Origin of the sequence: Billgrantia gudaonensis (assembly GCF_900100195.1) — a bacterium.
GTDB lineage: Bacteria > Pseudomonadota > Gammaproteobacteria > Pseudomonadales > Halomonadaceae > Halomonas > Halomonas gudaonensis.
In genome coordinates, this window is record NZ_FNES01000001.1 from 366145 (window position 1) to 379485 (window position 13341).

A 13341-nucleotide genomic window follows, 5' to 3' on the forward strand; every position below is an offset into this window, starting at 1 on the left:
CGGCTCAGGCCGTACGCGGGGTGGGGGGCGGTACCAGCGCGGGGTCACGGCTGACCCAGATCGCCAGCAAGACGGCGGGAATGCCCAGGGCGGAAGCGATCAGAAAGAACGGCGCATAACCTTCCGCCGCCACCACCAGGCCGCCGAACCCGCTCAGGAACTTGCCCGGCAGCGTCATCAGCGAGGAGAAGAGGGCGTATTGAGTGGCCGTGTAGGCCCGTGAGGTGAGAGTCGACAGGAAAGCGATGAACACCGCGCTGGCCAGGCCGTTGGCCAGATTGTCCCCGACGATCGTCGCCACCAGGAAGGGGAGACTCTCGCCGGCCAGCGCCAGGGCAGTGAACAGCAGGTTGGTGAGCGTGGCCGCGACGGCGCCCAGAATCAGGATCGGCCCGATACCGTAGCGTGCCACCAGCAGACCGCCGAGGATGCCGCCGCCGATGCTCATGGCGATGCCGAACACGTTGGTGACGTTGGCGATGGTGGCCAGTGAAAAGCCCAGGTCGATGTAGAGCGGATTGGCCATGGAAGCCATGGCCAGGTCGCTGATGCGGAATACCGCGATGAACAGCAGCAGCCACAGCGCCTTCTGGCGATGACGGGTGAAGAAGTCGGTGAAGGGACAGACGACGGCACCGATCAGCCAGGCGCCCAGGCGGCGCAGTGCCTTGGGCTTGCCGCGAGTGGCGCGTATGAAGGCCCGCACCCGGGGTTCGTGAATCAACTGGGTGGTCAGCGACAGCCGAGGGGGTTCGGGGCGTACCAGTGCCGTGATCATGCCCACCCCGACCAGCGCTGCCATGGTCAGGTAGGCCGCTTCCCAGGACAGCCACGAGGCGACGTAGAGCGCGCCGGCGCCGGCGGCCAGCAGTCCGCCGCGGTAGCCGATGATGTAGGTCGAGGCCATGGCAGCCTGGATGTCGTCCGGGGCCGATTCGATGCGAAAGGCGTCGATGGCGATGTCCTGGGTCGCCGAGCCGAAGGCCACCAGCAGGGCGCATACGGCGACCAGCGGCAGGTTGCCGGCGGGCTCGATGCTTGCCAGACCCACCAGGCCGGCGGCGATCATGACCTGGGCCAGCAACATCCAGCCGCGTCGTTGGCCGAGGGCGCGAGTGAGCAGTGGCAGTGCCAGGCGGTCCACCACGGGTGCCCAGAAGAACTTGATCGAGTAGAGAATGCCGATCCAAGAGAAGAAACCGATGGCGGCCACCTCTACGCCATCGCTGCGCAGCCAGGCGGAAAGGGTCGAGAACACCAGCAGGAAGGGCAGGCCGGCCGAAAACCCGAGGAACAGCATGGTAATGACGGGGGCACGCAGGTAGATGGCCAGGGCGGCTCGCCAGCTGCGCTGGGCGACGGGAGAGGTCATGTCGGGGCAAGGCTCCCGGCAGCTGGGTGGCGACAGCAGCCACGCGCTGCCTATCATCGATGGTAGACTGTCGCCGCGCTTGGAACCGTCATCCACCGCGCGCGGCAGTGAACTGCAGCGATGGATTGTTGCAGAGCAGCGGCAGTGATACCAGCCGAAGGAGTTCTATGAACGATCTCGAAACATCCCATGACGCGGCCGTACCCCGCTGGTATGCGATCCAGTGCAAGGGTGGGGAGTCCTTCCGGGCCAGCGAGCATCTGGACAATCAGGGCTTCGAGATCTTTCATCCGGTGCTCGAAGTGCAGAAGAAGCGCCGCGGCAAGCTCGAGTGGGTGTGCGAACCGCTGTTTCCTTACTATCTCTTCATCCGTCTCGACCGGTTGGCCAGCAATTGGCGGCCGATTCGTTCCACCCGTGGCGTGCTCAAGATCGTCAGCTTCGGCGACCAGCCCCTGCCGGTGGACGATGCGCTGATCGAGACGCTGCGTCGTCATGCCAGCGTGGCTCGCGACGCCTCGGCCAACGTCTACTTCCGCGCCGGCGAAAAGGTCGAGATCACCGAGGGGCCGTTCAAGGATCTGAGCGCCGTTTTCGACACCCATCGAGGCGACGCGCGCGCCATCGTTCTGCTCGACCTGCTGCAGCGTCAGCAGCGCCTGGAAATGCCGATATCCCATTTATGCCGTCGGGAGTGAAGTCGACTCGCTTCCCTCGTCCACCTGTGACCGGAGGTTTCCCTCATGATGATCGCCCCGCAGCGAGTCGTCAGCCTGCATTACGTGCTCAGCGACGACTGCGGTCAGGTTCTCGACGACTCGAAACGTCGCCAGCAGCCCCTCGAATATCTGCACGGCCACGACAACATCCTCGCCGGGCTGGAGCATGCCCTGAGCGGACACGAGGCGGGGGATGCGATCGAAGTGATCCTTCCCCCTGCCGAGGCGTATGGAGAGCGTGACGAGGCGTTGGTGCGCGAGGTGGGGCGCGATGCCTTTCCCGTCGAGGTGTTGTCTCCCGGCATGCGCTTCCAGTCGCCGGGGGACGACGGTCCCGAGATCGTCACCGTACTCGACGTCAGCGACGACCGAGTCCGCATCGACACCAACCACCCGCTGGCCGGTCAGTCACTGCACTATCGCCTCGAAGTGCTCGAGGTGCGCGAGGCCGGCCGCGCCGAACTTGCCAAGGGCCACCCCCTTCCCCCCGATGTCGAGCCTTCCCAGGTCGAAGATCGCAAGGCGCCCTGATCGTGTGAGTGCCTTTAAAACTGATCTGCATCAAGTTTGTGGCCGGCCGCCAATATGCGGTCCCACTGAATTGATTCAGGTCAGTTTTCTCCTGCCGGTGTCGAGCTACAGTTCCCTCAACACATCACGAGACGGGGGAGACGCACCATGTACTGGGATGACGCCGTAATCTTTGGTCTGGTCACCGTCGGGATGATGATCGCATTCATGGCTGGCTGGATCGGCTTCGTGGTCCGTGATCACCAGCGCAAGAAGCGCCACTGAGTCCAGCAGCACACCAAGTCGTCAGGGGAGGGGGGATCTTCCCCCCAGTGTAGCCGACCCATCTGGGTCGGCTTTTTTTTCTTGCTGGTATAGACTCGTCGAAAACGTCATAACGATCCACGACGCAAGGAACGTTCACTCATGCTGGCATGGCAGATATTCCGTCGCATAGCCCAGATGGGGCTTGGCGTCGTCGGGACGATGCTGATGGCAACCGTCGTGGCGGCCGGTACCGATGAGTTGGTGTTGCGCGATGAGGGTCAGGAGACCCGCCTCTCCATCGCCGCACTGCGCGACCAGGCCGATGAACGCTTCACCCTTTACGACCCCTTCGAAGCCGCAGACGTCGCGATGCGCGGCCTGGTATTTCGCGACTTTCTCGTCGAGCACTTCGGCGAGGTACCCGAGGCGCTCGCCTTCGAGGCCTGGGATGAATATCGAGTGACCCTCGAGGGGTGGGACGATCCCGATTGGATACTGGTCACCCATCAGAACGGTGAGCCCTTGACGCTGCGCGACCGTGGCCCGCTTCGTCTGGTGGAGCGGGACTATGGCGATCGCGATCCCGAGAACCTGCGTGGCTTCAACGATTGGATCTGGATGATCCGCAGCATCGAGGCGGTTCCGTGACAACGCCTCGACCCTGGCGGCGCCACGCCGGCTGGCTGTGGCTCAGCCTGATGAGCTTCACCACGCTGTTGATCCTCATCACCTACGAGACGCGCTGGGTCTACCCCGAAATTCATGCCTACTTCAGCCAGACCGGTAACCTGACCGGTCAGCAGCTTGCCACTCGTTCACGCGATTACTTGCAGGAGGGGCTGGGCGTGTTGCTGGAAGCCCCTGACGATGAAGCGGCACGCGAACAGGCGGCCTTTCGGGTGGATCTGGCGTACAGCCTCTTCGATATCGGTCTCTACCGGCGGGAATACGCCTGTACCGAGCCGAGCCTGGACTCGCTGGATGGCCTGAGCCGCCGGTTGTCTGCCGGCGACGTTCTGACGCCGGCCGAACTCAATCGCCATCTACTGGGACCGATTGGCTGCCTCACCGAGATCGAGATGGATCAGCTCGATCGGCGTAGTGAGGTGACCAGTGCGTTCGTCGAAGACACTCGCCGTCATCAGGGGGTGGTGCTGGGTGGTAGCCTGGTGATCTTTCTCATGGGGCTGGTCTTCTGGTGGATGCACGAACGTCAGCGGCGCAATGCCGTGCGAGCCACTCGCGAAAGTCTGCGCTGGATGGGACGCGCCCTGCGCGATCCGCTGACCGGTGTCGGCAACCGTAGCGCCCTGCACGAAGACGTCATGGCTCAGACCGGTCAGGCCATGAGTCTGATGCTGATCGATATCGACTATTTCAAGCAGTACAACGACACCTTGGGCCATCCGGATGGCGATCGACTGCTGCGCCGACTGGCGCTGCTCATCGACGAGTCGCTGGCGGGGCAGGCGCGCCTCTATCGAATGGGGGGCGACGAGTTTGCGGCGCTGTTGCCTTGCCACGACGGATGCGGCCTGGCCCGGCGATGCGAGGAGATCACCGAACGCCTGCGCGAGGCGGCGATCGCCCATCCAGGGCATCCCGAAAACCGTTGCGTGACGCTCAGCATCGGTGCGGCCTGCTTCATCGCGGGAGAGGCCGGGTTCGCCGCTGGCTATGCGGCGGCCGACCGCGCGCTCTATCGCGTCAAGGAGCACGGCCGCAACGGCTGGGAGGCGAGCGAGGGCGAGGACGCCCAAGCCAACCGGGTCGACGCGAATCAGGCCTGATCGGCCGTGCTCAGCGCACGGTCACGTCGCTTGCGGAGCGCGGCACATGCCAGCGGCTCTGCCAGGCACTCATCACTCGCTCGGGGTACCAGGTTTCCCCCAGGCTGCCGTTGTAGCGGGCCAGCGCTCGGGTTAGGTCGCCTTGCTCCATGGCAAGATAGTGGGCGAGGATCGTGCAGCCGTAGCGAAGGTTGCGCCATGGGTCCTCGAGGTCGTCGGCGGGCAGACCCAGCTCGTGGATCCAGAATGGCATGATCTGCATCAGCCCTACGGCGCCGGCCGACGAGACGGCATCGGCGCGAAAGGCGCTCTCCACTTCGACCACCGCCAGCACCAGCTCCGGTGCCAGCCCGGCGAGTCCGGCTTCCTGGTAGAGACGCAACAGGAGAGTACGGCGTCGATCGCCATCGGCGATGAAGCCTGCCAGGCGCGGCTCCATGGTATCGACCCACTGCCGGGCCGTCCGGACGTCCATCGAGGCAGGCTTCGCACCTTGCAGGTCTTCCAGGGTGTCGCGTAGCGACGCTGGCCGTTCCGGGGCGGGCCGCGTCTCGGGAGATGCTGAGGGGCGCTCCGCCGATTCGGCACCGGCGGACAGCGGCAGGCAGGCCAACGTCAACAGGGCGATGGCCTGCCTGACATCAGCGCTTGATCGTCTCGCCCAGGAAGTCAAGGATCTGCTCGGCCGGCACCATGGTGGCGTCGCTGTCACGACGCCCCTTGTACTCGAGCTCGCCCTTGTCGAGGCTCCGATCGCCCACCACCAGGCGGTGGGGGATGCCCATCAGTTCCTGGTCGGCGAACTTCACGCCGGGCCGCAGGTCGCGGTCGTCGAGAAGCACGTCGTAGCCGGCCTGGGTCAGTCTCTGGTAGAGCGCTTCGGATTCCTCGCGCACGCGCTGCGACTTGTGGGCGTTCATCGGCACCAGGGCGATGTGGAAGGGGGCGATGGCATCGGGCCAGATGATGCCGGCGGCGTCATGGTTCTGCTCGATGGCGGCGGCCACCACGCGGGTCACGCCGATGCCGTAGCAGCCCATCCAGGGGTGCACGGCGCGGCCTTCGTCGCCGAGCACGGTGGCGTTCATCGCCTCGGAGTACTTCTTGCCGAGCTGGAAGACATGGCCCACTTCGATGCCGCGCTTGATGGCAAGCGTGCCTTTGCCGTCCGGCGAGGGGTCGCCCTCCACCACGTTGCGCAGGTCGGCCACCCTGGGCAGCGGTACGTCGCGCTCCCAGTTGATGCCGAAGTAGTGCTTGCCGTCGACGTTGGCACCGGCGCCGAAATCGCTCATCAGCGCCACGCTGCGGTCGATGACGAGCGGCATGTCGAGGTTCACCGGGCCCAGTGAGCCGGGGCCGGCGCCGACCGCTTCGCGGATCTCCTCTTCGCTGGCCATGGTCAGCGGCGCAGCCACTTCGGGCTGGTTCTCGGCCTTGATCTCGTTGAGCTCGTGGTCGCCGCGTACCAGCAGGGCGATCAAACCACCTTCGGCGCCATGTACCATCAGCGTCTTGATGGTCTTCTCGATGGGCAGACCGTGCTGCTCCACCAGGGTGGCGATGGTGCGGGCGTTGGGCGTGTCGACCAGGCGCAGCTCTTCGCTCGGTGCAGGGCGTTGGGGCGTGGCATCGAGCGGCGCGGGCAGTGCCTCGGCCTTCTCGATGTTGGCGGCGTAGTCGGACTCCGTGGAGAAGACGATGGCGTCCTCGCCGGAATCGGCCAGCACGTGGAACTCGTGGGAGTCGGTGCCGCCGATGGCGCCGGTGTCGGCGAGCACGGCGCGGAAGTCGAGCCCCAGGCGGGCGAAGATGCGCGCGTAGGCGTCGTACATCACCTGGTAGGTCTCCTGCAGGGAGGCCTGGTCGACGTGGAAGGAGTAGGCGTCCTTCATGATGAATTCGCGCGCGCGCATCACCCCGAAGCGCGGGCGGATCTCGTCGCGGAACTTGGTCTGGATCTGGTAGAAGTTGGCCGGCAGCTGCTTGTAGCTGGAGAGCTCCTTGCGCATCAGGTCGGTGATCACCTCCTCGTGGGTGGGGCCGACGCAGTAGTCGCGTTCGTGGCGGTCCTTGAGGCGCAGCAACTCGGGGCCGTACTGTTCCCAGCGACCGGACTCCTGCCACAGCTCGGCAGGCTGCACCGCCGGCATCAGCACCTCCTGGGCGCCGGCACGGTCCATCTCCTCGCGCACGATGCGCTCCACCTTGCGCAGAGTCTTCAGGCCCACCGGCAGCCAGGTGTAGAGCCCCGAGGTGAGGCGGCGAATCATGCCGGCGCGCAGCATCAGCTGGTGGCTGACGATCTCGGCGTCGGCGGGCGTTTCCTTGAGTGTGGCGATCAGCAGTTGGGTGGCGCGCATGGGTCCGGCGGTTCCTTGAGCTCTTCGAACGGGAGGGGCCGCGAGTCGGCCGCAATGACCCCGCATTGTACGGCCAAGCGCAGGGCGCGGCAAAAGCCGGTCAGGCCAGCGTCTTCAGCCAGAACACCATGGGCTTGTCGGTCACCTCGGTCTGGTCGATGTCCTTCCAGTGGAAGGTGGTGGTCAGCTCGGGCTGGCGCTCGTAGCCCTGGGCGCGCCAGAAGCCGTGCAGCGGCACGTAGCCCTCCGGCTTCAGCGGGTGGTCGTCGGGGCGCTCCACGGCGCAGAAGGCGACGATGGCGAAGCCTTGCCGGGCGGCATGCCCCTCCCGTTCGGCCATGAAGGCCTTGCCGATGCCGCGGCCGCGGTAGGCCGGCAACAGCACCGATTCGCCGTAGTAGAAGATCTGGGCGATGTCGTAGCCCGCCTGCTCGAAGGGGGCGCGGAACTCCTCGACGTCGTCGGTGAGCGGCATGCCGGTGGCGGCACCGACCAGTATGTCGCCGTCGAAGGCGAGCACGAAGAGGCTGTCGGGGCACTCGGCGTAGCGGCGCAGGTAGGTCGCCTCGTAGTCGAAGTCGCCGTCGTAGAGGTAGGGGAAGTCGCGGAAGACGCGGATGCGCAGGCGTGCCAAGTCCTCGAGGTGCGGGCCGATGGCCTCGCCCTGGCAGGTCGTCAGCTGGATCTCGGCCATGGGGAGCTCCGTCAGCGGGTGAAACGCGAAATGGATGGGAACTGCTTCCGATTTTGCCGATCGGGACTCCGGCCGACAACGTCACCCTGGCGTCAAGCCCCGGGTTGCCGTGCGCGATGACGGTTCCGGACATTCCCTGGTCGCTCCTGCCCCGACGCCGGTTGCCTTCACGCCGCCAACAGCCGCCGTAGCACCAGCCCCAGCAGCAGTGCGCTGGTGACGCTGAGCAGGGTGCCCAGTAGCACGTATTCGGTGAGCTTGCGGTCCTGCGCTTCGCGCAGGTCGCCGAAGCGCAGCACCGACTTGGCAACGAGCAGAAAGCCCACTGCGGCGAGCTGGTCGAGCAATGCCAGGGTCAGTACCAGGGTGCGCTCGAGCATGCCGATGCGTGTCCCGGCCCGGGCCAGGGTGCCTGGCGCGCTGAGCTGTTCGCTCCAGCGCTGCATGGCCAGCGCGATGGCAAAGGCGGCCGGGCGTGTCACCAGCAGGTAAGCCGTGGCAACCCCCAGCGTCTCGGGCGAGACGAGCCAGCCGACGGCCGCATCGAGTGGCCGGGCGCTGCCCAGCCAGACGAGCCACACCCCCGCCAGCACCAGCCAGTGCAGTGCCTGGTCGAGCAGGAACCAGCGCAGCCGACCCGGCGGCAGCCGCGCCTTGGCCAGGTCGATCAGCCAGTGACTCACGATTACCGCCACGGCCCCGACCAGTGCCGCTACCAGCCCCGGTGCGTCGGCCATGCTCAGGCCCGCGACGGCGAGCACCGCGAAGGTCAGTGCGCCATGTACCAGCACGTGGTGGATGAGGTGTCGCGAGCGATGCTTGCGATGCTGGCGATCCTCGACCCAGGCGAGCGGCTGAAGCAGAAAGTCACCCGCCAGGTGAGCGAGCAGCAGCGCCAGCAGCACGGCAAGTTCGGCGGCGGTCATGGACGCTCCTTGCGGTCGGCCAGGCGTTCGGCGAAATAGGCGAGGGTGTCGGCGAGCAGCGGCCAGCGCGCCACGCGCAGGCGCTTGTGTACACTGGGCTGGCGAATGCCGAGCCGCTCGGCCAGCGCCTGCTGGGAGCGCGCTTCTTCCAGGCTCAGTCGCACCACCTCCGCCGAGTACGGCGACCAGCTCGCCACCAGGTCGTCGAGGTAGCGCACCAGCAGGGCCAGGCCGCCGTCGTCGCTTTCGTCGAGCAGTGCCAGCGATAGTCGCGCCGGCCCTTCGGCCAGCGTATCCAGCCCCTGGCCGGATTGCACGAAGGGGGCGTCGTCGGCGTTGGTGAGGCGTCGCTCGCCGTGCCAGTGCGATGCGCCTACTGCCACAGCGAGGCGCGCGTCCCAGCGCTGCTCGGGTTCGGAGCACTCGATCAGCGCTGCGCGCAGGGCAATGGCCACCGTCATGGCCGGGCGGGGGTCGGGCAGGGCGAGTTGGAAGGCATCGCCGCGGAAGCGTTCGGCGCGGCCGCCGTTGCGGGCGACCAGCGCCGCCAGGGTGTCATCCAGCAGACGGTAGAGGCGAGTGCGGTCCCGCACCTGGCGGGAATCGATGACATCGCCTGTCAGCACAGCGATTCGCTGGGACATGACAACGAGGGCTCCATTCAGTGTCGCCTTCAGTATAGCCCTTAAAGACTATGTTGCCAGTAAATAACCCTTAGGGGCTATAAATTGGGTGAATAACCCGGCACCGCTATTTGGCGAGCTCGCCCATGGCCCTCTCGAGGCCTTCCAGCGTCATTGGATACATGCGGTCGTCGACCAGTTGGCGGATCAGTTGGGTGGAGTGGGTGAACTCCCAGGCGCGTGGCGGCATGGGGTTGAGCCACGCCAGGCGAGGGAACTTGTCGACGAGGCGCTTCAGCCACACTGCGCCGGCCTCGTCGTTGAAGTGTTCGACGCTGCCGCCGGGGTGGGTGATCTCGTACGGTGACATGGCGGCGTCGCCGACGATCACCACCTGGTAGTCGGCCCCATAGGTGTGCAGCACGTCCATCGTCGGGATGCGTTCATGATGGCGACGGGAGTTGTCGCGCCACACCCCCTCGTAGAGGCAGTTGTGGAAGTAGTAGGGCTCCAGGTGCTTGAATTCCGCTCGCGCCGCGGAGAAGAGCTCTTCGCAGGTACGGATGTGGTCGTCCATGGAGCCGCCCACGTCGAGCAGCAGCAGAACCTTCACGGCGTTGTGGCGCTCGGGGCGCATCTGCACGTTGAGCAGACCGGCGTCGCGGGCCGTCTCGAGGATGGTGGCGTCGACGTCGAACTCCGCCGCCGCGCCTTGGCGGGCGAACTTGCGCAGCCGGCGCAGCGCCATCTTGATGTTGCGCGTGCCGAGCTCGAGGCTATCGTCGTAGTCGCGGAAGCGCCGCTCGTCCCATACCTTCACCGCCCGGCGGTGGCGCGAGCCCTCCTGGCCGATGCGGATGCCCTCGGGGTTGTAGCCGTAGGCGCCGAAGGGGCTGGTGCCGCCGGTGCCGATCCACTTGTTGCCGCCGGCGTGGCGCTCCTGCTGTTCCTCGAGGCGCTGCTTGAAGGTCTCGATCAGTTTCTCGAGCCCGCCCAGCGACTCGATCTGGGCTTTCTCTTCCTCGGAGAGCTGCTTCTCGAACTCGCGGCGCAGCCAGTCGTCAGGGATCAGCGCCTCGATGGCAGCGTCGAGGTTCGAAAGCCCCTCGAACCAGGCGGCGAAGGCACGATCGAAGCGGTCGAAGTGGCGTTCGTCCTTGACCAGCACGGTACGGGCAATCCGGTAGAAGGCCTCCATGTCGGCGAACACCACGCCGCGCTCGACCACCGCGTGAAGATCGAGCAGCTCGCGCAGCGACACCGGCACGCCGGCACGCTTCAGGGTCTCGAACAGGCCGATGAACATCGGTTACCTGCCTTGCCTGCGCAGCATGAAGGCCAGTCGCTCGAGCAGTTGCGTGTCCTGCTCGTTCTTCACCAGGGCCCCGGCCAGCGGCGGGATCGCCTTCACCGGGTCGCGCTGGTAGAGCGCCTCGCGGGCCAGGTCGTCGGCCATCAACAGCTTCAGCCAGTCGACCAGCTCCGAGGTGGAGGGCTTCTTCTTGAGGCCCGGCGCCTGGCGCAGGTCGAAGAACACCTCCAGCGCCTCGCCGACCAGCTTGGGCGCGATGTCGGGGAAGTGCACGTCGACGATGGCCTGCATGGTCTCGCGGTCGGGGAACTCGATGTAGTGAAAGAAACAGCGGCGCAGGAAGGCGTCGGGCAGTTCCTTTTCGTTGTTGGAGGTGATGACGATGATCGGGCGGTGCTTGGCGGTGATGGTCTCGCCGGTCTCGTAGACGTGGAATTCCATGCGATCCAGCTCCTGGAGCAGGTCGTTGGGGAATTCGATGTCCGCCTTGTCGATCTCGTCGATCAGCAGCACCACGCGCTGGTCGGCGGTGAAGGCCTCCCACAGCTTGCCGGGCTTGATGTAGTTGGCGACGTTCTCCACCCCCTCGATGCCGAGCTGGGAATCGCGCAGGCGACTCACCGCGTCGTACTCGTAGAGCCCTTGGGCCGCCTTGGTGGAGGACTTGATGTGCCAGGTGATCAGGCGAGTGTCCAGCGAGCTCGCCAGTTCCTCGGCGAGCAGCGTCTTGCCGGTGCCCGGCTCGCCCTTGATCAGCAGCGGCCGCTCGAGGGTCACGGCGGCGTTCACCGCCTGCTCGAGGGCCTCGGTGGCCACGTAGGTGGCAGTGGAAGTAAATGCCATGGAGTCGTGCCTCGGCTGGGGAAACACTGCACGAATGCTTGCGCGGGCGCCTTGCGCGTCATCCCGCTCGCCGATTCGTTCAGCGTTTCCCTGAATCGTCGGGAAAGGTTCGCAATCGAACGAGTGTACGGAAGGGCGGGGGAGGGGACAAACCCATTTCTGCGGCAAGTGGCCCTTTACACTAGCCAGAGGTAGTTCCGATGTCGACTTGATGGACGTAAGGAGAAGAAGGCGGTGATAAAGAACCTGTTCGCATCGATTCCCCTCTCCCTGGAAGCAGAGCAGTTCGAGGAGCTGGCGGGTGGCAAGGACGTGAGGGTCGAGCGCATCGTCTCGCGCGGCCACGCCTCGCCGGAACACGGCTGGTACGACCAGCCACAGCACGAGTGGGTGGTGGTGCTGCAGGGGCGGGCCGTGCTCGCCTTCGAGCAGGGCGACGACGTGGTCCTCGCGCCCGGCGACCACCTCACGATTCCGGCGCACTGCCGGCACCGCGTCAAGTGGACCGACCCGCAGCAGGCGACCCTGTGGCTGGCGGTGCACTATTCTGCGTGAAGGAAATTTGGCGCCACGCTCATCCAGGACGCACCGGCTGTCGATTGCGCGGAGCCTCGTTCGACGATTGGGTGCGAGTAAACCAAGAGGAGGAGCTCATGCGAAAAGTGATTGTCGGCGCCATGGTTTCGCTGGATGGCGTCATGCAGGCGCCTGGCGGGCCTCAAGAAGACCCGACCGGCGGATTCGGCTACGGCGGCTGGGTCGCACCGCTGGCGGACGAGGTGTTCGGTGAAGAGATCGACAAGCTGTTCGGTCAGCGGTTCGACCTGCTGCTCGGACGCAAGACGTACGAGATATTCGCCGCGCACTGGCCGTATGCCGAGGACGGACCGGATGACTCCATCGCCAGGACCTTCAATTCGATCACCAAGTACGTGGCGACCCGAAGGGGCCTGGAGCTGACCTGGAAGGACTCGGTGGCCCTGCGTGACGCGGCGTCCGATGTCGCCAGGCTGAAGCGGGAAGACGGACCGGCGCTGGTGACGCAAGGCAGCAGCGACCTGATCCGAACCTTGCTGGCGGAGGAACTCGTCGACGAGATCCATCTCTTTACATTCCCGGTCGTGCTCGGTGGAGGCAAGAGATTGTTCGACGACGGCGCGCAAGCCGCGGCGTTCAAGCTCGCCGCCAGTCGCGAGTCGCCCAACGGTATCGTGATCGCGCGGTACGTGCGCGACGGCGCGGTGACGACCGGTGACTTCGCCATGGATCCCCCCACGGCGGCGGAGCTCGCACGGCGCGAGAAGATGCAGCGAGAGAAGTAGGTCTCCGAAGCGAAATGCGGGTTGTCTTCGCCTTCGATGGAACTCATCACGATGCAGGAGCGAGAGAGTATGGGTACGCCAGCAAAGAACACGATTTGTCTTTGGTACGATGGTGACGCCGAGGAGGCGGCGCGGTTTTACGCCAAGACCTTTCCCGATTCCTCCGTCGACGCGGTGCACCGTGCACCGGGAGATTATCCGTCCGGGAGGCAAGGGGATGTCTTGACGGTCGAGTTCACCGTGATGGGCATTCCCTGCCTCGGGCTCAATGGCGGCCCCGCCTTCAAGCACAGCGAAGCGTTCTCGTTTCAGGTGGCAACCGCCGACCAAGCCGAAACGGATCGCTACTGGAATGCGATCGTCGGCAATGGCGGCCAAGAGAGTGCGTGCGGCTGGTGCAAGGACAGATGGGGATTGTGTTGGCAGATTACGCCGATCGCCCTGACGAAAGCGATTACCGGTCCCGATCGCGTGGCCGCCAAGCGGGCGTTCGAGGCGATGATGGAGATGAAGAAGATCGACATCGCGGCAATCGAGGCGGCGCTCCGCGGTTGAGAGTGCCTCTTCGACGCGTGCATCTTGGGCGCGCCTGGTAGTGCC

At 65.6% G+C, this 13341-nt stretch carries 16 protein-coding genes; 8 read left to right on the forward strand and 8 right to left on the reverse strand.

The window, feature by feature from the left end:
* Nucleotides 1–4: 4 nt before the first annotated feature.
* The gene (locus tag BLP96_RS01640) at nucleotides 5–1372 is read right to left on the reverse strand and encodes an AmpG family muropeptide MFS transporter (RefSeq protein WP_089682405.1); all 1368 of its coding nucleotides are present in this window, start codon (nucleotides 1370–1372) and stop codon (nucleotides 5–7) included.
* A 167-nt stretch (nucleotides 1373–1539) separates the two neighbouring features.
* Here BLP96_RS01640 and rfaH point away from each other — a divergent pair, with 167 nt between their 5' ends.
* The 5 genes from rfaH to BLP96_RS01660 all read left to right on the forward strand — a co-directional run bounded on the left by rfaH (nucleotide 1540) and on the right by BLP96_RS01660 (nucleotide 4658).
* Nucleotides 1540–2070 (forward strand): transcription/translation regulatory transformer protein RfaH, encoded by a 531-nt coding sequence (gene rfaH, locus BLP96_RS01645; RefSeq protein ID WP_089682407.1) that lies wholly within the window; start codon nucleotides 1540–1542, stop codon nucleotides 2068–2070.
* A 45-nt stretch (nucleotides 2071–2115) separates the two neighbouring features.
* Nucleotides 2116–2622: an FKBP-type peptidyl-prolyl cis-trans isomerase gene (locus BLP96_RS01650; protein WP_089682409.1), complete on the forward strand. Its 507-nt coding sequence runs from the start codon at nucleotides 2116–2118 to the stop codon at nucleotides 2620–2622.
* 147 nt (nucleotides 2623–2769) lie between these two features.
* Complete coding sequence (gene ccoM / locus BLP96_RS20460; RefSeq protein ID WP_281182537.1) at nucleotides 2770–2886, forward strand: cytochrome c oxidase subunit CcoM; 117 nt, start codon at nucleotides 2770–2772, stop codon at nucleotides 2884–2886.
* 207 nt (nucleotides 2887–3093) lie between these two features.
* Complete coding sequence (locus BLP96_RS01655) at nucleotides 3094–3516, forward strand: hypothetical protein (protein WP_245682119.1); 423 nt, start codon at nucleotides 3094–3096, stop codon at nucleotides 3514–3516.
* Nucleotides 3513–4658, forward strand: coding sequence for a GGDEF domain-containing protein (locus tag BLP96_RS01660; RefSeq protein ID WP_245682120.1), 1146 nt, complete (start codon nucleotides 3513–3515; stop codon nucleotides 4656–4658). The genes BLP96_RS01655 and BLP96_RS01660 overlap by 4 nt, the downstream gene beginning before the upstream one ends.
* A gap of 10 nt (nucleotides 4659–4668) precedes the next feature.
* Here the strand turns inward: BLP96_RS01660 and BLP96_RS01665 are convergent, their stop codons facing one another.
* The 7 genes from BLP96_RS01665 to BLP96_RS01695 all read right to left on the reverse strand — a co-directional run bounded on the left by BLP96_RS01665 (nucleotide 4669) and on the right by BLP96_RS01695 (nucleotide 11419).
* Nucleotides 4669–5277, reverse strand: coding sequence for a lytic transglycosylase domain-containing protein (locus tag BLP96_RS01665; protein ID WP_422666796.1), 609 nt, complete (start codon nucleotides 5275–5277; stop codon nucleotides 4669–4671).
* A 22-nt stretch (nucleotides 5278–5299) separates the two neighbouring features.
* Complete coding sequence (locus BLP96_RS01670; protein WP_089682413.1) at nucleotides 5300–7021, reverse strand: proline--tRNA ligase; 1722 nt, start codon at nucleotides 7019–7021, stop codon at nucleotides 5300–5302.
* Nucleotides 7022–7121: 100 nt separating this feature from the next.
* Nucleotides 7122–7715 (reverse strand): GNAT family N-acetyltransferase, encoded by a 594-nt coding sequence (locus BLP96_RS01675; protein ID WP_089682415.1) that lies wholly within the window; start codon nucleotides 7713–7715, stop codon nucleotides 7122–7124.
* A 167-nt stretch (nucleotides 7716–7882) separates the two neighbouring features.
* Nucleotides 7883–8641, reverse strand: coding sequence for a DUF3307 domain-containing protein (locus BLP96_RS01680; protein WP_089682418.1), 759 nt, complete (start codon nucleotides 8639–8641; stop codon nucleotides 7883–7885).
* Nucleotides 8638–9285 carry a nucleotidyl cyclase domain-containing protein gene (locus BLP96_RS01685; RefSeq protein WP_089682420.1) on the reverse strand — a complete coding sequence of 216 codons (648 nt, stop codon included), beginning with the start codon at nucleotides 9283–9285 and terminating at the stop codon, nucleotides 8638–8640. Before BLP96_RS01685 ends, BLP96_RS01680 begins: the two co-directional genes overlap by 4 nt.
* A 106-nt stretch (nucleotides 9286–9391) precedes the next feature.
* On the reverse strand, nucleotides 9392–10570 hold the full coding sequence (locus tag BLP96_RS01690) for a vWA domain-containing protein (protein ID WP_089682422.1): 1179 nt from the start codon (nucleotides 10568–10570) through the stop codon (nucleotides 9392–9394).
* A 3-nt stretch (nucleotides 10571–10573) separates the two neighbouring features.
* A complete protein-coding gene (locus BLP96_RS01695) occupies nucleotides 10574–11419 on the reverse strand; it encodes an AAA family ATPase (RefSeq protein WP_089682424.1) in 846 nt (281 codons plus the stop codon).
* 234 nt (nucleotides 11420–11653) lie between these two features.
* Between BLP96_RS01695 and BLP96_RS01700 the strand changes: the two genes are divergently transcribed.
* The 3 genes from BLP96_RS01700 (at nucleotide 11654) to BLP96_RS01710 (ending at nucleotide 13296) form a co-directional block, all read left to right on the forward strand.
* A complete protein-coding gene (locus BLP96_RS01700; RefSeq protein ID WP_218118561.1) occupies nucleotides 11654–11974 on the forward strand; it encodes a cupin domain-containing protein in 321 nt (106 codons plus the stop codon).
* Between the two features lie 98 nt (nucleotides 11975–12072).
* Nucleotides 12073–12741, forward strand: a complete 669-nt coding sequence (locus tag BLP96_RS01705) for a dihydrofolate reductase family protein (protein WP_089682426.1) — start codon at nucleotides 12073–12075, stop codon at nucleotides 12739–12741.
* A gap of 36 nt (nucleotides 12742–12777) precedes the next feature.
* On the forward strand, nucleotides 12778–13296 hold the full coding sequence (locus BLP96_RS01710; RefSeq protein ID WP_245682121.1) for a VOC family protein: 519 nt from the start codon (nucleotides 12778–12780) through the stop codon (nucleotides 13294–13296).
* Nucleotides 13297–13341: the final 45 nt, after the last annotated feature.

What these genes read in the sequence shown, in the direction of transcription:
- BLP96_RS01640 (WP_089682405.1), bottom strand. Translation starts at nt 1,372, where the DNA reads ATGACCTCTCCCGTCGCCCAGCGCAGCTGGCGAGCCGCCCTGGCCATC.
- rfaH (WP_089682407.1), top strand. Translation starts at nt 1,540, where the DNA reads ATGAACGATCTCGAAACATCCCATGACGCGGCCGTACCCCGCTGGTAT.
- BLP96_RS01650 (WP_089682409.1), top strand. Translation starts at nt 2,116, where the DNA reads ATGATGATCGCCCCGCAGCGAGTCGTCAGCCTGCATTACGTGCTCAGC.
- ccoM (WP_281182537.1), top strand. Translation starts at nt 2,770, where the DNA reads ATGTACTGGGATGACGCCGTAATCTTTGGTCTGGTCACCGTCGGGATG.
- BLP96_RS01655 (WP_245682119.1), top strand. Translation starts at nt 3,094, where the DNA reads ATGGCAACCGTCGTGGCGGCCGGTACCGATGAGTTGGTGTTGCGCGAT.
- BLP96_RS01670 (WP_089682413.1), bottom strand. Translation starts at nt 7,021, where the DNA reads ATGCGCGCCACCCAACTGCTGATCGCCACACTCAAGGAAACGCCCGCC.
- BLP96_RS01675 (WP_089682415.1), bottom strand. Translation starts at nt 7,715, where the DNA reads ATGGCCGAGATCCAGCTGACGACCTGCCAGGGCGAGGCCATCGGCCCG.
- BLP96_RS01680 (WP_089682418.1), bottom strand. Translation starts at nt 8,641, where the DNA reads ATGACCGCCGCCGAACTTGCCGTGCTGCTGGCGCTGCTGCTCGCTCAC.
- BLP96_RS01685 (WP_089682420.1), bottom strand. Translation starts at nt 9,285, where the DNA reads ATGTCCCAGCGAATCGCTGTGCTGACAGGCGATGTCATCGATTCCCGC.
- BLP96_RS01690 (WP_089682422.1), bottom strand. Translation starts at nt 10,570, where the DNA reads ATGTTCATCGGCCTGTTCGAGACCCTGAAGCGTGCCGGCGTGCCGGTG.
- BLP96_RS01695 (WP_089682424.1), bottom strand. Translation starts at nt 11,419, where the DNA reads ATGGCATTTACTTCCACTGCCACCTACGTGGCCACCGAGGCCCTCGAG.
- BLP96_RS01705 (WP_089682426.1), top strand. Translation starts at nt 12,073, where the DNA reads ATGCGAAAAGTGATTGTCGGCGCCATGGTTTCGCTGGATGGCGTCATG.
- BLP96_RS01710 (WP_245682121.1), top strand. Translation starts at nt 12,778, where the DNA reads ATGGAACTCATCACGATGCAGGAGCGAGAGAGTATGGGTACGCCAGCA.